This is a genomic window from Thiothrix litoralis (assembly GCF_017901135.1).
Classification (GTDB): domain Bacteria; phylum Pseudomonadota; class Gammaproteobacteria; order Thiotrichales; family Thiotrichaceae; genus Thiothrix; species Thiothrix litoralis.
In genome coordinates this window covers 3488210-3505156 of the sequence record NZ_CP072801.1, presented here as the reverse complement: position 1 = coordinate 3505156, position 16947 = coordinate 3488210, and the positions used below count along the sequence as shown (strand labels likewise).

16 protein-coding genes, 1 tRNA gene and 1 pseudogene are annotated in these 16947 nt (G+C 52.5%); 16 read left to right on the top strand and 2 right to left on the bottom strand.

The features are described from left to right. Window position 1 precedes the first annotated feature (1 nt). From J9253_RS16960 to J9253_RS16935, 6 genes are all read left to right on the top strand, one after another. Complete coding sequence (locus J9253_RS16960) at window positions 2–643, top strand: hypothetical protein (protein ID WP_210222072.1); 642 nt, start codon at window positions 2–4, stop codon at window positions 641–643. Then, complete coding sequence (locus J9253_RS16955; RefSeq protein WP_210222071.1) at window positions 640–1122, top strand: hypothetical protein; 483 nt, start codon at window positions 640–642, stop codon at window positions 1120–1122. Before J9253_RS16960 ends, J9253_RS16955 begins: the two co-directional genes overlap by 4 nt. Beyond that, window positions 1119–1937 (top strand): fimbrial biogenesis chaperone, encoded by an 819-nt coding sequence (locus J9253_RS16950; RefSeq protein WP_228291411.1) that lies wholly within the window; start codon window positions 1119–1121, stop codon window positions 1935–1937. The genes J9253_RS16955 and J9253_RS16950 overlap by 4 nt, the downstream gene beginning before the upstream one ends. Further along, complete coding sequence (locus J9253_RS16945) at window positions 1934–2554, top strand: hypothetical protein (RefSeq protein ID WP_210222070.1); 621 nt, start codon at window positions 1934–1936, stop codon at window positions 2552–2554. Before J9253_RS16950 ends, J9253_RS16945 begins: the two co-directional genes overlap by 4 nt. Before the next feature lie 231 nt (window positions 2555–2785). Further along, entirely contained in the window at window positions 2786–2929 is a 144-nt protein-coding gene (locus J9253_RS16940; protein ID WP_210222069.1) for a hypothetical protein, read from the top strand. After that, entirely contained in the window at window positions 2920–3114 is a 195-nt protein-coding gene (locus J9253_RS16935) for a hypothetical protein (RefSeq protein WP_210222068.1), read from the top strand. The genes J9253_RS16940 and J9253_RS16935 overlap by 10 nt, the downstream gene beginning before the upstream one ends. Window positions 3115–3128: 14 nt before the next feature. Here the strand turns inward: J9253_RS16935 and J9253_RS16930 are convergent, their stop codons facing one another. Beyond that, window positions 3129–4277 carry a hypothetical protein gene (locus J9253_RS16930; protein ID WP_210222067.1) on the bottom strand — a complete coding sequence of 383 codons (1149 nt, stop codon included), beginning with the start codon at window positions 4275–4277 and terminating at the stop codon, window positions 3129–3131. Between the two features lie 113 nt (window positions 4278–4390). Between J9253_RS16930 and J9253_RS16925 the strand changes: the two genes are divergently transcribed. Then, window positions 4391–4466, top strand: a tRNA-Phe gene (locus J9253_RS16925). An 18-nt stretch (window positions 4467–4484) separates the two neighbouring features. Further along, window positions 4485–5147 carry a glutathione S-transferase family protein gene (locus tag J9253_RS16920; protein ID WP_210222066.1) on the top strand — a complete coding sequence of 221 codons (663 nt, stop codon included), beginning with the start codon at window positions 4485–4487 and terminating at the stop codon, window positions 5145–5147. Here the strand turns inward: J9253_RS16920 and J9253_RS16915 are convergent. Beyond that, window positions 5144–5473, bottom strand: coding sequence for a DUF1840 domain-containing protein (locus J9253_RS16915; RefSeq protein ID WP_210222065.1), 330 nt, complete (start codon window positions 5471–5473; stop codon window positions 5144–5146). The two genes, J9253_RS16920 and J9253_RS16915, sit on opposite strands and share 4 nt — an antisense overlap. Window positions 5474–5984: 511 nt before the next feature. Between J9253_RS16915 and J9253_RS21360 the strand changes: the two are divergent. The 8 genes and pseudogenes from J9253_RS21360 to lpdA form a co-directional block, all read left to right on the top strand. Then, a pseudogene (locus J9253_RS21360) lies at window positions 5985–7054 on the top strand (RNA-guided endonuclease InsQ/TnpB family protein); the annotation flags it as partial. Between the two features lie 673 nt (window positions 7055–7727). Continuing rightward, window positions 7728–8066 carry a hypothetical protein gene (locus J9253_RS16900; protein ID WP_210222062.1) on the top strand — a complete coding sequence of 113 codons (339 nt, stop codon included), beginning with the start codon at window positions 7728–7730 and terminating at the stop codon, window positions 8064–8066. Between the two features lie 18 nt (window positions 8067–8084). Further along, window positions 8085–8744 carry a hypothetical protein gene (locus J9253_RS16895; protein ID WP_210222061.1) on the top strand — a complete coding sequence of 220 codons (660 nt, stop codon included), beginning with the start codon at window positions 8085–8087 and terminating at the stop codon, window positions 8742–8744. Window positions 8745–8776: 32 nt separating this feature from the next. Next, a complete protein-coding gene (locus J9253_RS16890; RefSeq protein WP_210222060.1) occupies window positions 8777–9976 on the top strand; it encodes a HAMP domain-containing protein in 1200 nt (399 codons plus the stop codon). Between the two features lie 11 nt (window positions 9977–9987). Then, the gene (locus J9253_RS16885; RefSeq protein WP_210222059.1) at window positions 9988–10506 is read left to right on the top strand and encodes a LysM peptidoglycan-binding domain-containing protein; all 519 of its coding nucleotides are present in this window, start codon (window positions 9988–9990) and stop codon (window positions 10504–10506) included. Window positions 10507–11025: 519 nt separating this feature from the next. Then, on the top strand, window positions 11026–13725 hold the full coding sequence (gene aceE, locus J9253_RS16880) for a pyruvate dehydrogenase (acetyl-transferring), homodimeric type (RefSeq protein WP_210222058.1): 2700 nt from the start codon (window positions 11026–11028) through the stop codon (window positions 13723–13725). 15 nt (window positions 13726–13740) lie between these two features. Continuing rightward, entirely contained in the window at window positions 13741–15342 is a 1602-nt protein-coding gene (locus J9253_RS16875) for a dihydrolipoyllysine-residue acetyltransferase (protein ID WP_210222057.1), read from the top strand. Between the two features lie 14 nt (window positions 15343–15356). Then, window positions 15357–16793, top strand: a complete 1437-nt coding sequence (gene lpdA, locus J9253_RS16870) for a dihydrolipoyl dehydrogenase (protein WP_210222056.1) — start codon at window positions 15357–15359, stop codon at window positions 16791–16793. Window positions 16794–16947 lie beyond the last annotated feature (154 nt).

Below are 16947 nucleotides of genomic sequence, written 5' to 3'. Positions count from 1 at the left end.
GATGATCTCAGCCATACGCTTTTTACACCTTCATGACCAGTGGCTGCGGGCGTGGGGGCGTGTGGTTGTGGGTCTGCTACTGTTACTGGTGCTGATTCCAAAAGCGTCGGCGGTGTTTACGTTTAGCGAGTTAACCCCCGAACGCTCAATCACGATGCAAGTCGGTTCTTCCCTGTTTGGCAGGATCAATAGCGTTAAATTTGATGTGAGCAATGCAAGCATCAGCTCCAATTCCGTGCTAGTAACCGGCATACCCAGCGATACGGCGAACACCGCAGCTACCAGCCCGGCTGGCGGAATGTCGGTTCACCTGACGGCTAAAATGCCGGAAACTGCTCAGGTTACACTAAACGTCGATTCGGCTGCGGGGTTAAGCTGTGTCGCGGGCAGCGGATGTGGCATGACCATTATTCCGTTTAATACTATCAGTTGGATATCGTACAATCATAATGCGACCTATCCAACCCTTGATATTCAAAACGGTACATTCAACGGCTCAAGTAGCCAGATTCTGGCTACTTATTCTTTCTTCAACACCAGCGTCAAGATGTCGAATGTGCTGATTTTTCAATATGCGAATACCACACTGTATCCAGCAGGACAATACAGTGGACGTGTCACCTTCACCGGGAGTATGCCATGAACCGTTACGGTCGTTGGCGTGAATGCTTGCTTGCCGCTTGCTTAGTGATCACGTTACCTAGTTATGCGGGTGAACGGCTGGATGATTCTGCCTCTCCCCGGAGTCGGGTGGAAGCACCTCAAGCCATTGAAATCCCGGATACCACGCAGGTGGTGCTGAAGTTTGGGCAGGTGGATTATAAGCTCGCCACCGCCAACTTCGTCGGCAAGCAGGCACGTATTGATTATGTGATTCCTGCCAGTATTCCGGGTTTGGTGTCCCCGAATGGTTTGCTGGTGGAATGGCGCGGGAATGCGCCGTTTGAGAGTGGTACAGGTCGCCCCGGTGATCGTGTGTTGGTGTGGACAGGCATCGTCAGCGAGGCGTGGATGAGCACTCGGCTGGATTTGACCATGCAAGTTGATTTGGCTGCGTTGCGTTTGCCATCAGGCGTACCTTTTGGGTTCGAGTCTTATTTTGAAATTGAGGTTTTACCGTGAATAATAATAAAAAAATGGGGTTATTGATGGCCGGGTTTGCTAGCGTGCTGGCAACGTCTGCGGTGAATGCCGGGTCATTTGAAGTGGCGGTTTCCCCCTCACGCTTTGAGGTGACAGCCAATGCGGGGAAACGTCTGGGGCAATCTATCGAGATTCAGAACGTAGGGGCGACGCCAACCGAGGTATCCTTGCGTACCTTGGACTGGACGTATTCCCCTGATGGCAATATTACCTATTACGACGAATTGTTGCCCAATAGCTGCCGCCCGTGGGTAACGCTGGAACGTCCCAGCTTGACGGTGGCGGCAAAAAACAAAAAATCCTTCCGTTTTCAGCTTGATGTGCCCGCCAATGCGCCGCGTGGTGAATGCCGCTTTATGGTGGCGGTAGAAGGGGTGGAGCCTGCGCATAAAGCCCTGATTGAATCTGCCGGAGCCAGCTTGAGTTTGCCAGTCAGCGGGCGTATCGCCGTCGCCGTGTATGTGGCGGTGAATGGCGCAGAACCGCAACTGCAAATGAAACAAGTGTCGGTGCAAAACATCAAGGGTAAGCGTACTCCGGTCGCGGTCGTCACCAATACAGGTGATGGGCACGGGCGTTTGGAGGGCGCTTTGAGTGCGACGGATGCCAAAGGCCAGTCGTTGGAGCTGATCCCGGAAGGCACGCCGATTTTGCCGGGGCAAACCCGTACCTTGCCACTCACGCCGCAAGGTGCTGATAAACAGCCAGTGCCAGCCGTGGCATTCCCGCTCAGTAGTAACGGTACGCTGGATTGGGATAATGGCAGCTTTAAAGTGGATGCGGTTTTCCAATGAAACGGCTCGGATTTGCCATCTTGAGTCTGTTGCCACTGACGTTAGTACAGGCCGAGCTGAAATATAATAGTGCTGGTCCAACAGAGGCTGTATCTGCCAGTGTTAGCTTGGATTTTGAGATCAATATCGGCAAATTTATTTTCTTGCGGGTGGGAACGGGTGCGTACCCGACCGCCAGCAACACGGTTGATACCGTGGCGATTAATACGGCTTTGCAGATTCCCGGTGTTGCTAGCCCTCTGAGTAATGGGAATGGGGTGGCGGTGAATTGGGCGGGCGATGTGCCCACCTTGACGGCTTCCAGTGCCGTGTTGCCAGTGGAGGTGCGCAGCAATGCCGGGCAAGTGAGCTTGCGGGCAACGGTCAATACGCCGTTGAGTAATGGGGCGGTGACTATCCCGTTTTCGCGCATTGCGGTTACGTCCAGCGACAGTGGTTTGCCAGCACCGTTGATCCCGGATACTGGTTCGGGGGCGGGGGTGAATGTGACGGGTACATCCTTTGACGGTTTGATCACCGAACGCAGCGCGAACTGGACGTTTACCTATACGGGCGGGGTTATTCCCGCAGCGGGAATTTATAACGGAGAGGTGGGTTTCACCGCCAGTGCGCCGTAACGTCAGGATTTGGCGTATACTCTTCCGTAACTGTTCACGGGGTAGCGATAAAATTTTATCTTTTAATTTCAACTGGTTGAGAAATCTTAAGTTTTGAAAAATCACGAAATTCATCTAAAATTGGCTAAATCTTGCAGTTTTTTAAAAATCAGCCTGTTATGAATCAATAACTTAACCCCGTGAACAGTTACTACTCTTCCCTATATTGAGCTGTCACATCGGGGCGGATGCATGAACTTTGATCTCTACGTTTTCCTGTCCGTCGGTATACTGGTCTTGCTGGGATTGGGTGTCGCGCTGATGTTTTTTTACAAGCGGATAGTGGTGGACAGTGCCTTAACAGTGCCTTACGTTACCGCGCCCAAGTGCCACTGATTGAAAGCTTGCTGGGTGAAGTCGGCTTGAAGGGCGGTTCCCTCAATGATATGACCCGTGGCTTGCATGAAGAAATGTTCTCCGCCAGCAAACCGGCATCAAAACCCGCTCCGACACCTGCCCGTGAGCGCGAACAGCCTGCCATGGCGGATGACGATGATTTCTACCGGGATGAACGTGACTAAGCCTTAACGCTACGCTATGGCTTGCGGTATTTGCTATCAATGGCGGGGTTGTAGCTGAAAGCAGCTACATTGCGCTCTTCTACTGCCTGCGCCAGAATACTGGGGGAAAGTTCCCGCAACTCCTTGAGTAGCCAAGCGTAATCGCGGTTGGCGGGTGCTTCCCCCAGCAACAGGGTGGTTTCCAGCGCTTCAGTCGCAAACAGGATGCGGTACTGGGCGTACTGGTTATAGATCAGCGCCTGATTCCAGGCCAGGATCAAGCTATAGGTTTCTTCCTGCAAGTCGGTGTTGATCTGTTGGTATTGCTGCATGTAAGCCAGTTTGTCGTAGACACGCTTTTCTTCTTGCTGGAGCTGCTTCAAGTTAACGAGGATGCTGTTTTCCTGTTTGCGGGTGAGAAGTTCAATGAGTGTCTGGCGGTTCTGGTCGCTATAGGGGCGGAAAATGGTGTTGATGGATTGCCCCTTTTGGGGCGTGGGAAGCTTGGCGGCTTTGAGTAAATCATCGGCTGCACGCAGGTGCTTGCTGATGGCCTCTGCTTCCGCTAACTGGAATTCTCGGCTGTCGCCCAGCCCATCCTGAATACGTTTTTGCAGGCGCACGGCCTCCTCCGCAAACATTTTGCGGACATAGTGGTCTTCGCCAGTGTGGTAATGCAGCCAGAAGGCGCGGCGGCTACGGTCGATAGCCTGATAGGCTTGTTGTAATTGCTTGCGGCGTTCCCAGCGGATGTCGATGATGTCCTGGAGGAAACGGCGTTGGGCGGGTAGCCGTTCTGCAAGGTCGTTGATCTGCGCGAAAAACGTGTTGAGGTCTTGCAGTTGCTTGATCATTTCCTGACGTAGCCCGTACAGGTCCGGGTAGGTGGTACTTTCGTAAGTATCCAGATTGATTTCGGTTTGGGGTTGTTGTGCGTCTGCGGTGCTGTCTGGTGCAGTGCTGCTGTTTGTGGTGGGTGGCGTGGGCTGTTTGACCTCCTGTTTCCATAGGAAATTCAGGGCGGCAACCAGCATGACCCCGCTGAAAGCGATCAGGATCAGCAAACGGGTATCGTTTGGCAGGTTGAACTTGATGAGGAAACGGCTTAACCAGCGCACAAACAGGAACAAGCCTGTCGCCGTCGCTAACCAGAGAAGAAATAAAACTAGACCGTAGGAATCCATGTATTCAGGGGCGCTTGGGGTTGTTGTAAAGGGTTCGCTGGATTGTAGCAGAAAAAACCGAAACATTAGTTCTTGACAAAATAAAGGCAAAACGCTTTAATAGCGCCCTCTGTGGCCGGATAGCTCAGTTGGTAGAGCAGGGGATTGAAAATCCCCGTGTCGGCGGTTCGATTCCGTCTCCGGCCACCACTTCCTTGGTAATTTCCCATGTCCAAATCCCCAAAGCTGGAACTCGTCAGTTTCAAAATTTGCCCGTTTGTGCAGCGTTCAATCATTGCATTGAATCAGAAAGGCATCGCTTACACCCTTACACACATCAACCCACAAGAAACCCCGGACTGGTTCAAAGCCATGTCCCCGCTGGGCAAAGTGCCGGTATTGGTCGTGGATGGCACGCCTGTGTTTGAGTCGGCGGTGATTCTGGAATATCTGGATGAAGTTTATCCACCTGCCTTACACCCGGCTGACCCGCTGGAAAAGGCACGGCAACGGGCATGGGTAGAATTCTGCTCGGAATTGCTAGGGCGTCAGCACCGTATGTTGACGGCGCAAGATGAGGCCGGGTTTAACGAAGCACGCGAATCATTACAGCAAGGTTTGCAACGTCTGGATACGGTATTAGCCGAGCAAGCCCCCTATTTTGCCGGTGAGCAGTTCCATCTGGTCGACTGTGTGTATGCACCGCTGTTCATGCGTCTGGCCTTGCTGAAGCAAAGCTACGCGCTGGAGATAGCCTTGAGTACGCGAATGCAGGCATGGAGCGACGCGCTGTTGGCGCTGGATGCGGTGAAAACCTCCGTGGTGGAGGAATTCCCGATGGTATTCGCCAATTTCCTCAAGGCGCAGGATGGTTACATCCTCAAACGCTAGAAAAACGCGCTGTCTTTTTCCCACATGACGTTTTTCTGCTTGGCTGACGCGGCTTTCAGTAACTCGATCAGCGGGTAAGCGCGGACGTTGATACTGACCGCTTTTTCTTCTGCGTCTTGCCCTTGCGGTTTGTCTGGCTGGGCTTCCTGAGGTTTCTCTTCTGTGGTCTGCAAGGCCGCTTCCAGTTGCTGCAGAGCGGTGGCTACATCTTCGGCGCGGATAGCGCTGGGGATAGTGCCACTGTGTCCCATCATGCGGATGAGCGCTTTCGCATCCTTCTCAAACATTGAGACGCTGGCTCCGGCGGGGCTGGTAAATCGGATCATGGAGTTCTCCTTTCAGATTCGGTTGATGCTCATCATATACCGATTTCCCCAAACTGGCATGTTTGTCAGGTGCAATGACAGCCCTGTCATTTTCTGACAGGTTTGCGGGGCTATACACAATCATTCCACTCAAGTGAAAATTTTATTATCTTAATTTTATCAATGACTTAAAAATAATGTTCTTGGTTGGCACAGCCATTGCAAAATTGTTCTCAGTCAGAACAAGCGAAACGACAAAAAGTATTTATCAGCAAGCCCCAAGAGGTAGCGAGCAGGCATAAGCATCAATAACAATAAAGCGCCTGACCATACCTCGACTCTTCTAACCCCGCCCACAAAGCGGGGGTTTTTATCCGTCTTTCGCGTAAAACCTCGTCCTTCAGAGCGAGGATGCAGAGCGAGGGCAGCATCGCTGCGCCTCTTCCGTTTGTCGGCTGAAACCCGCATTTACGGTGGATTCAGGCGCACAAGGCAGAGATTTTAACCTATCCTTCATCTCATGCAACGACGCCAAGCCTTTAAATACGAACTGAAGCCCACCGGCGAGCAACAGCGCAACCTACGCCGCTACGCGGGATCGTGCCGTTTTGTTTACAACAAGGCGTTAGCGTTGCAACAAGCCAACCATGCAGCGGGTGAAAAGTTCATCGGTTACGTGGCCATGGCAGCCAAGCTGCCCGTTTGGAAACGCGAAGCGGGGCAGGCGTGGCTAAAAGATTCCCCCTCACAGGCGTTGCAGCACGCCCTGAAGGACTTGGACAAGGCCTACCAAAACTTCTTTGCCAAACGTGCCGATTTTCCTCGCTTCAAGCGCAAAGGCAGCGGCGACCGTTTCCGCTATCCCGACCCCAAACAAATCAAACTCGATCAGCGTAACAATCGCCTTTTCCTGCCCAAACTGGGCTGGATACGCTACCGTAACAGTCGCGAGGTGTTGGGTGAATTACGCAATGTCACCGTGTCCGGCAAGGGCGGTAAATGGTTTGTCAGCATCCAAACCCAACGGGAAGTGGAGCAGCCAACCCCCACCGCCACCACGAGCATCGGCATCGACTTGGGCATCGCCCGTTTTGCCACGTTCTCGGATGGCACATGGCTCGCCCCGCTCAACAGCTTCATTTCTTACACAAAGCGACGACCACGCTCAGCCAAAACCACGCGGTGGTGTTCGTCGAAGATTTGCAGGTAGGCAATATGTCAAAATCAGCGGCAGGCACGGCAGAAAACCCCGGCAAGAACGTAGCGGCAAAGTCGGGCTTAAACAAAGCCATCCTTGACCAAGGTTGGAGGGAATTCCGGCCGCAGTTAGATTACAAGACGGCATGGAAGGGCGGGATGCTGTTTGCGGTGCCGCCGCAGTACACCAGCCAAACCTGCCCCGGTTGCGGGCATGTGTCGGCGGATAACCGCCAGAGCCAAGCGGTGTTTGCGTGTGTGGAATGTGGCTACGAAAATAACGCCGATGTGGTCGGCGCGATCAATGTCAAAGAGCGGGGACACCGCTTGTTAGCCTGTGGAGATGGGGCATTACGCCTCTCGATGAAGCAGGAACTCGCCGAAGTCAGTCAGCTATCTAGCTGAATGCAGTAGGAATCCCCTTCCTTCAGGAAGGGGAGGATGTCAATGTATGCCCCGTTGAAGCAATTAATGCCGACCAGATAATGGCTGGCATCCAGTGCTTCGGCAAAGTCGTTTTTGCTGGGTTTGTAATGGCAAGGGCAGTAAGACTATTCCGCATAGCATGAGGTGCATTTTCATCGGCTTGTTCTCGGTGGCTGGTATTGCCTGAGTCTAGCACGCTGCCTGTGCTATTCGCGCTGTCACTTGTGTCACCCTTTGCCGCCATCTCTGTCGTTTTTTGACAACATTGCCGCTGTTACGGTTTGGCAGCTTGCCGATGAAAAACAACAAATTCTATATATTCAATGGCTTGAAATTATTCTCGGGTTTGGCACAGCCATTGCAATACTGTTCTCAGTCAGAACAAGCGAAACAACAACAAGTATTTATCAGCAAGCCCCAAGAGGCAGAGAGCAGGCTTAAACATTAATAACAATAAAATGCCTGACCATGCTTCGACTCCTCTAACCCCCGCCGTCAAAAGCGGGGGTATTTATTTTTCAAGGCATATCGTTGAAGGATGCCAACGACAAGCCTATAGTTTTTCCTGTGAAATTTTCAAACTTACGCTATATATAAGGACAATAACGATAATAAAGAAAACGCTTAGCTAAATACTTAACAAGGAAAAGCCATGAGTGTCACCATTCCAGAGGAAGAGACGTTAACCGGTGTCCTTAATATTCCCGGTGTGAACGGATTCACCCTGACCAATAAACTGGGTGAAGTCTTGCATTCCAGCATTGACGAGGAGGAAGTCAATGAATTTATTGCCTTTCTGACCGGAATGCTGCCCGCCATTGGTGAATCAGCACAGCTTGGCATCATTCAAGGCGCCATCTGCAAAAGCCCACAAACGGGCAATATCCTGATGATTTCCAAAGATAATTTATCGCTAGGCATAACCACCGAATCGCGTTCGCGTATGCATGAAATCAACCAGCAAGTCGATGCCCTATTACACTGGAATTAACCGAGGGATCTGATCCACATGATAGACAAGACGCTAGCAAACATCTGTGAACTGCAAGGCGTATACAACGGCTGTATTTACCATCAGCAAACCATCATGGCATCCACGTTTCCTAAGGATTCATCCGGCAGCTTATTGTCTGCCTTGCAAATGATTGAACAAGTATTTGATGTCGCGCATTCCATCAATAAAAACTATGAAGAAATTTACCTGTTGCAAGATGGCAGCATGTTAGCGGCTTATCGTATTAAGGAAGCGCATATTGTTTTATTACTGACCGATATAAAACTCAATCTGCCACTGACCCACTTGCGGGTTAAACTGCTGATCAGCAAATGGCTGGAAACCATTGATAGCCGCGCAACCTCAGTACTAACCGCCACGCCTGTTGCACCCTCTTTACTCGTCACAACTCCCGCCCCCGCTCCGCTGCTAGGAGATGAGCCGATAAACGCAGCGACGCAGCAAAAACTGGAGGCGTTGCAAAAACTGCTGATCCACCACCTAGGGCCTGCCGCCAACTGGTTATTTAGCGATGCACTCGCGACATGGAAACAGCAATATGCCCAAACCCAGACAAACTTGCCCCATTTGCTGGATGCCTTCCTGCCAGAGTTTGATGTGGATACAGATCGGCAACAATTTCAGCAACAGGCAAACCAGATCATCAACCCCTAACGCCACTCACCACCCAGGATAAGGATTCCGCCATGTCGTTACGTCTCAATAACATCCGTACCCAGATACTATTAGCCCTGTTGCTGGTTAGCCTGTTGCCTTTGCTGCTGATCGGCGGGTATGCCCTGCAATCCAGCACCAGTATGCTACACCAGCACGCTATCGAAAAAGGCGGCAGCAAGCTCTCGCTGGTGAACGAACAAATACAGATGTTCTTTCAAGGCGTGCAGGGGGATATGTTCTATTTGCGCGATTCCAACGATGTCGGACTGTATCTGGCCGCCCTGAAACAAGGTGATGAAGCCACCCGCAAACTCATGCTGGCCAATTTGAGCAACAGTTTTCGCCAGTTTTCCCAAAACCGACACATCTACGATCAGGTACGCTTGATCGACAACGACGGCATGGAAATCGTGCGCATCAGTCTCAACGGCGACACTGCCGCGATTATCCCCGAAGATAAATTGTTGAATAAAAAGAACCGCTATTTCGTCACCGAAAGCCTCAAGCAACCCAACGGCGGCGTGTATATTTCCCCACTGGATCTCAAGGAAAAATCACCCGGCGTGCTGGAAGACCCGCCACGTCCCAGTATCCGTTACGGCACATCCCTGTTCGATACCGACAAGAAACAGCAAGGCATGATCCTGCTGAACACACTGGGGACTGATGTGGTGGAGCTGGTGAAAAATGCCCAAAGTGCAAGCCAAACCTTGCTGTTTGTTTCCCCTGAAGGTTTTTACTTCTATCACCCCGATGCCACCAAAGCTTGGGGCGGCCCCACTGACCTCAAAACCGGCGCGAACCTGTTTACCGATTACCCGGAACTCAAAGACCGTTTGGGTGATGGCAGCAAGCCCAGTGAATTCCAGCTAGGCGAACGTTTCATCAGCACTTTCCCGGTCAAACTGAATAATGGCCAGCACACGATCGGCACCTTGATCAGCATCGCTGACAACGCTGTTGTGTTTGCGCCGGTTTGGTCTGCCTTCTGGAAATACTTGGGCATGGGTGCGCTGATTCTGCTGCTTTCTGGTTTGGTCGCTGTCCGACTCTCCCGGCATATCACCCGCCCGCTGGATGAGCTGACCGAGGTGGTCGAACGCCTTAGTCTGGGCGAAACCGATACGCCCGTGAACGTGCCCGCCTATGACAAAACTCAGGCGCTCAGTGCAGCGGTGGAACGTTTGCGCAAATCGCTCAATATACTCACCCGCCGCATCAGCAAGTAGGAGGAATACGCATGGAAATGCCACACACCGTCGCTGGCCTGCTAAGCGCTATGCTATTGCTCAGTGGGCAGGTTTACGCCGATAACAAACTGGATCAGGCAGCTTTACTGGAAGCCGCACAGGAGTTGATGGCTCCATCAGGGAACGATAAAGCGGCACAGGATACGCTGCTGGAAGCCACCAAAGTCCTGTTGGGTGGTGCGCCAGCCCCCACCCCGACCCCCACGCCGCCGAAAGCGGTTGTGGAAAACATCCCCAAAGCGCCTGCTCCAAAAGAACAGCCAGCAGTAGAACCACAGAAAACCCACGGTACACTCATTACCAAAAAAGCCGCCGATGGCACAACCACCACGTATTTCAAAGTAGCGGAAGGCTCTTCACTCTCGGCCATTGCCATCCAGATTTACGGGGATGCGCAGAAATATCACCAGATTTACGATGTCAATCAGGAAAAAATCGTCTCGCCTAACCAGATCCCGGCGGGAATTACCCTGTTGATCCCGGATACCCCACCGCTTGACGGTCACTAATAGCCTGCGGGAATCGCATCCACTTCCCGTGATAAACCATCTGTGCACATCAGCGAGTCAATCGGTTGCGCCTGCATCATTACAAACTGTTCTATTCAAACCAAAATATTGAATGTTAAAATTCAAGTCATTGAAAATAAAACAATAATTATTCAAGACATTGGTTTTCTGTGAGTCACCGCTCCTCCTCGCAAAAATGAAGCAAAGTCTGCTTTTCCATCCCGAATTATCCTGAATTCTTACCTAAAAATAGCGTAAATATCGTTGTTAAATTAATCAATTATGCTAAGGCTAAAACTAAAAATAAATTTGTTAATCACAAATAATTGATAATTAAGTTTATTTTTTTAAATCATGATCATTGAATAATTTAAACATAAAATTAACGCCTTTCTTTGCGAATCTATAGTAGTATCTCGCCCGAAAGGGATAGGCAGGGGGTGTGACATATCCCTTTCGGGTAGGCATAACACAAAAAATCTCACTGTAACTGCTAATACAATCGCTAGGAGAACACTAATGAGTACGGATTATCACGATCTTGACCCGCAAGAAACGGCGGAATGGCAAGAGGCCATCGATGTGGTGGTGGAACGCCTTGGTGCGGAACGCGCTCGCCACTTGTTACAAAAAACCATTGAGAAGGCCTTCGAGTCTGGCATTGAGCCACCCGACATGCAAACGCCTTACGTCAATACCATTCCAGTTGGCCAACAGCCTGTTTATCCAGGAAATTTAGAGCTGGAACGCCATATTTTGCGGGCATTGCGCTGGAATGCCACCGCGATGGTGGTACGCGCCAACCGTAAACCCGCCTCCCCCGGCGGTCACATTGCCTCCTTCCAATCTTCAGCGATTATGTATGAAGTGGGTTATAACCACTTCTGGAAAGGCCATGACCATCCGAATGGCAGCGATATGCTGTTTATTCAAGGACATACTGCCCCAGGTACGTATGCCCGCGCTTTTCTGGAAGGGCGTATTGGCGAAGATCAGTTGGAAAACTTCCGTATTGAAGCGGGCGGCAAGGGGATTTCTTCCTATCCGCACCCGTATTTGATGCCGAATTTCTGGCAGTTTTCCACCGTCTCGATGGGCTTAGGCCCAATCATGGCCATTTACCAAGCGCGTTTTTTAAAGTATTTAGAAAACAGAGAGTTGACGAAGAAAGCTGAAAATCATGCGGAAGGCCGTAAGGTTTGGGCGTTTCTGGGCGACGGTGAAATGGATGAGCCGCAGTCCCAAGGCGCGATTGCACTGGCTTCCCGTGAAAAACTCGACAATCTGGTGTTCGTGGTTAACTGCAACCTGCAACGCTTGGATGGCCCGGTACGCGGCAACAGCAAAATCGTGCAAGAACTGGAAGGCAACTTCCGGGGCGCGGGCTGGAATGTGATCAAGGTATTGTGGGGTTCAGGCTGGGATCGTTTGCTGGCTGATCCGCAATACGGTCAGTTGCTGCGCAAGTTGATGATGGAATGCATCGACGGCGAATACCAGAACTTCAAAAACAAAGGCGGCGCGTACATCCGCGAACGCTTCTTCGGCAAATACCCTGAGCTGAAATCGATGGTTGCCGACATGAGCGACGACCAGATTTACTACGACTTGATTCGCGGCGGTCACGATCAGGATAAAGTCTACGCGGCTTATCACAATGCGGTGCATTCTGTCGGTCGCCCTACTGTTATCCTCATGCATACCGTGAAAGGTTACGGCATGGGCGAAGCGGGCGAAGGCATGAATATCAGCCATCAGCAGAAAAAACTGAGTTCCGACCAGTTATTGAAACTGCGCGACCGTTTCAACATTCCGGTTTCCGAGCAACAAATCGAAAGTGCGGAATTCTACAAACCAGCAGCAGACTCGCCCGAAATGCAGTATCTGCACGAACGTCGCCAAGCCTTGGGGGGTTACTTACCCAACCGTCCGCATAATTTTGAGACGCTGGCCATTCCTGAGCTGTCGATGTTCGATGCACTCTTGAAAGACACCGGCGAACGCACCCTTTCCACCACGATGGCAATGGTTCGCGTCATGGTAGCCATTGCGCGTCACAAGGAATTGGGGCCGCGTTTGGTGCCAATCGTGCCGGACGAAGCGCGTACTTTCGGGATGGAAGGCATGTTCCGCCAAGTGGGTATTTACTCACCGGAAGGCCAGAAATACGAGCCGGAAGATGCCAACGACATTATGCCGTACAAGGAAACCCAAAAGGGTCAGTTGTTGGAAGAAGGCATTAACGAAGACGGCGCGATGTCGTCATGGATTGCGGCTTCTACCTCTTATGCCAACAACCATAAGATGATGATTCCGTTTTATATTTTCTACTCCATGTTCGGTTTCCAGCGCATTGGTGACTTGGCGTGGGCAGCGGGCGATATGTTGGCACGCGGCTTCTTGGTCGGCGGGACTTCAGGGCGTACCACGCTGAATGGCGAAGGCTTGCAGCATCAAGACGGGCACAGCCAATTGTTCGCGGGCTTTATTCCGAACTGCAAATCGTATGACCCGACCTTCGCGTATGAAGTGGCGGTGATTGCGCACGACGGCATGAAGCGCATGTATCAGGACGGTGAAAACGTGTTCTATTACATCACCACCCTGAACGAAAACTACACCATGCCCGCGCTACCGGAAGGTTCGGAAGCAGGCATTATCAAGGGCATGTACCCGTTCCGCACTGCCACAGGCAAAGCGGCGAACCGCGTGCAATTGCTGGGTTGTGGTTCAATCTTGCGGGAAGTGATTGCGGCGGCTGACTTGTTGCAAGCTGATTGGGGCGTAGACGCTGACATTTGGGCAACCCCAAGCCTCAACGAATTGGCACGGGATGGCGCGGCGTGTGCACGGTGGAATTTGCTGCATCCTGATCAGGAAGCACGCAAACCGTGGGTCACGCAATGCCTGGAAGGTCAGCAAGGGCCAGTGATTGCCTCGACCGATTACATCCGCACCTTTGCGGAACAAATCCGCGCGTATGTGCCGGGGGATTTCCATGTACTGGGAACAGACGGTTTCGGGCGTTCCGACAGCCGGGAGGCGTTGCGGGCGCATTTTGAAGTTGACCGTCATTACGTCACCGTCGCTGCCTTGAAAGCGCTGGCCGATCAGCAAAAATCCAGTAAAGCCAAAGGCAACATCACGCCGCAGACGGTGCTGGACGCGCTGGCAAAATACGGCATCGACCCTGAAAAACCCAACCCGCTGTACGCTTGATTTGGAGTGACCCTGATGAGTATCGAAATTCACGTTCCCGACATTGGCAATTTTTCCAACGTCGAAGTTATTGAAATCCTGGTCAACGTCGGCGATACCGTGGCGATTGACGATTCCTTGATTACGCTCGAATCCGACAAGGCGGCGATGGAAATCCCCGCGCCACGCGGTGGGGTGGTCAAAGCCATCAATATCGCGATAGGCGACAAGGTGTCCGAAGGCACGCTGATCCTCTTGCTGGAAGACGCGGGTGAAGCCAGCGTCAATGTCGCTTCCGCCCCGGCACAGCCGAAAGTGTCCGGCGGTGCAGCAGCTTCAGTACCCGTTACTGTTGTGACCCCCACGGGTCTGGAAGAAATCTGCGTGCCAGACATTGGCAACTTCCATGACGTGGATGTTATTGAGGTGTTGGTGCGCGAAGGCGATGTGGTCGACGCGGAAACCTCGTTGATTACCCTCGAATCTGACAAAGCCGCGATGGAAATTCCTTCTCCAAAAGCGGGCGTGGTCAAACAACTGAAAATTGCCGTGGGCGATAAAGTCTCCGAAGGCAGTTTGATTCTGGTTTTGGAAGTGGCAGGTGCATCCCCAGAGGCGGCTCCGGTAAATGCCGTAGCACCTGTTGCTTCCGCTTCACTTACCCCAGCGGCCAGCGCCCCGGCAGTGGATGCGGAAAGTTTCCGCCGCGCTCATGCCAGTCCATCGGTGCGGCGCATTGCGCGTGAATTAGGCATTGATCTGGTGAAAGTCGCCGGTACAGGCGCACACGGGCGTATTACCGAAGCCGATGTGCGCAATTTCGGCAAAGGTGGCCATGCAGCCGTGGCACAAGCGCCAGCGGCCGCCAAAGCTGCACCAGCCGCAGCACCTGCAAACAGCATGGGTATTCCGCTGATTACCCAGCCGGACTGGACGCAATTCGGCGCGGTCGAAACCATTCCAATGTCACGCATTGGCAAGCTTTCCGCCAAGCATTTACACCGTGCATGGCTGAACGTGCCGCAAGTCACCCATTTCGACGAAGCCGACATTACCGAACTGGAAGCGTACCGCAACAGTTTGAAAGACAAGGCAAAGTCGATGGGTTTCAACTTCACCCCGCTGGTCTTCATGCTGAAAGCGGTGGTGGCAGGTTTGAAGGAATACCCGAAATTCAACTCGGCGCTGGCGGATGATGGCGAAAACCTCATCCAACGCAAGTTCTACAACGTCGGCATTGCGGTCGATACGCCGGATGGCTTGGTTGTCCCGGTGATCAAAGACGTGGATCGTAAAGGCTTGTTTGAATTGGCGCGTGAATTGGGCGAAGTCTCCAAAAAAGCGCGTGAAGGCAAGCTCAAAGCGGCGGACATGCAGGGCGGTTGCTTCACCATTTCCAGCCTCGGCGGGATTGGCGGCACCAACTTCACCCCGATTGTCAATGCGCCGGAAGTCGGCATCCTCGGCTTAACCCGTGCGCAAGATCGCCTCAAGCGCGTGAATGGTGAAATCGTCGATCGGCTGATCCAACCACTGGCGGTGTCTTACGACCACCGCGTGATTGATGGCGCGTATGCGGCACGTTTCGTTAGCCATATCGCGTTTGTCTTGTCCGACGTGCGTAACCTCATTCTGTGAGCGGGAGTGGAATCATGAGTAACTTAAAAGCAGATCTTTCCTGCCAACTGTTGGTATTGGGTGCAGGCCCCGGCGGTTACACCGCTGCGTTTCGTGCAGCCGATTTGGGGTTGCAAACCGTGCTGGTGGAACGTTGGAGCACACTCGGGGGGGTGTGTTTGAACGTTGGCTGCATTCCGTCCAAAGCCTTGCTGCACGCGGCAAAAGTGCTGGACGAAGCGCACGATGTCGCGGATTGCGGCATTGAATTCGCCCCGCCAAAAGTCGATATCGACAAACTGCGCGGCTGGAAAGAAAAGATCGTCAACCGCTTAACTGGCGGTCTGTCGGGCTTGGCAAAACAGCGCAAAGTGCAAGTGGTCAACGGTGTCGGCACCTTCCTCGACCCTAACCACGTCGAAGTCATCGGCAACGACGGCAAGAAAACCGTGGTGCGCTTTGAAAAAGCCGTGATTGCAGCGGGTTCAGAAGCGGTGAAACTGCCCTTCATTCCCGACGATCCACGCGTGATCGACTCCACGGGGGCGCTGGAATTGGCGAGCGTACCGGAACACATGCTGGTCATCGGTGGCGGCATTATCGGGCTGGAAATGGCCACGGTTTACGCCGCATTAGGTTCAAAAATCACCGTGGTCGAAATGCTGCCAAACCTGATTACTGGCGCGGACAAAGACGTGGTGAAACCGTATTTCACCCGCATTAAAAAGCGTTACGACAACATCTGGTTAGAAACCCGCGTGACCAAAGTCGAAGCCACGGCGGCGGGCATGAAAGTCACCTTTGAAGGCAAGCAAGCCCCCGCCGAACCGCAACTGTATGACCGTGTATTGGTCGCGGTCGGGCGCACGCCGAATGGTAAGCGCATCGGTGCGGAAAAAGCCGGTGTGGCGGTGGATGAGCGTGGTTTTGTGCAAGTGGTGGATACGCAAATGCGTACTACCCAGCCGCACATTTTCGCGATTGGCGACATCATTGGGCAACCGATGCTGGCGCACAAAGCGGTTCACGAAGGCAAAACCGCTGCCGAAGTCGCGGCGGGTTTACCTAGCCACTTCGATGCACGGGTGATTCCATCCGTTGCCTACACTGACCCCGAAATTGCGTGGGTCGGTGTGACCGAAGAAGAAGCTAAAGCCAAAGGCATCAACTATGGCAAAGGCGTCTTCCCGTGGGCAGCCAGCGGACGAGCGCTATCCATCGGACGGGACGAAGGCATGACTAAGCTGATTTTCGATGCGGAAACCGAGCGTGTGATTGGCGCGGGCATCGTCGGCACGAACGCCGGTGATCTCATTGCCGAAGTCGCGCACGCGATTGAAATGGGGTCGAATGCCACGGATATTGGGCTGACGGTGCATCCGCATCCGACGCTTTCCGAAACGGTCGCCATGGCAGCGGAAATGTTTGAAGGCACGATTACCGATTTGATTGCGCCGAAGAAAAAACACTAAACTGAGATTGGTTTAGGTAAAGAAAAGGGCGAGGAAACTCGCCTTTTTCTATTTTGAGTCCGTATGATCTAGCATCGCTTTCACTTCACTGATGCTATATGCGGGGCTACGCATGTGCAAAACTGCATGGCAGTTTGGGCAGACTGGTCGTAAA

Bases quoted from the DNA above. Each gene is read 5' to 3' on its own strand.
- J9253_RS16895 (WP_210222061.1), top strand. From the start codon at position 8,085: ATGATAGACAAGACGCTAGCAAACATCTGTGAACTGCAAGGCGTATAC.
- J9253_RS16940 (WP_210222069.1), top strand. From the start codon at position 2,786: ATGAACTTTGATCTCTACGTTTTCCTGTCCGTCGGTATACTGGTCTTG.
- lpdA (WP_210222056.1), top strand. From the start codon at position 15,357: ATGAGTAACTTAAAAGCAGATCTTTCCTGCCAACTGTTGGTATTGGGT.
- J9253_RS16945 (WP_210222070.1), top strand. From the start codon at position 1,934: ATGAAACGGCTCGGATTTGCCATCTTGAGTCTGTTGCCACTGACGTTA.
- aceE (WP_210222058.1), top strand. From the start codon at position 11,026: ATGAGTACGGATTATCACGATCTTGACCCGCAAGAAACGGCGGAATGG.
- J9253_RS16885 (WP_210222059.1), top strand. From the start codon at position 9,988: ATGGAAATGCCACACACCGTCGCTGGCCTGCTAAGCGCTATGCTATTG.
- J9253_RS16955 (WP_210222071.1), top strand. From the start codon at position 640: ATGAACCGTTACGGTCGTTGGCGTGAATGCTTGCTTGCCGCTTGCTTA.
- J9253_RS16915 (WP_210222065.1), bottom strand. From the start codon at position 5,473: ATGATCCGATTTACCAGCCCCGCCGGAGCCAGCGTCTCAATGTTTGAG.
- J9253_RS16890 (WP_210222060.1), top strand. From the start codon at position 8,777: ATGTCGTTACGTCTCAATAACATCCGTACCCAGATACTATTAGCCCTG.
- J9253_RS16930 (WP_210222067.1), bottom strand. From the start codon at position 4,277: ATGGATTCCTACGGTCTAGTTTTATTTCTTCTCTGGTTAGCGACGGCG.
- J9253_RS16960 (WP_210222072.1), top strand. From the start codon at position 2: ATGATCTCAGCCATACGCTTTTTACACCTTCATGACCAGTGGCTGCGG.
- J9253_RS16875 (WP_210222057.1), top strand. From the start codon at position 13,741: ATGAGTATCGAAATTCACGTTCCCGACATTGGCAATTTTTCCAACGTC.
- J9253_RS16900 (WP_210222062.1), top strand. From the start codon at position 7,728: ATGAGTGTCACCATTCCAGAGGAAGAGACGTTAACCGGTGTCCTTAAT.
- J9253_RS16920 (WP_210222066.1), top strand. From the start codon at position 4,485: ATGTCCAAATCCCCAAAGCTGGAACTCGTCAGTTTCAAAATTTGCCCG.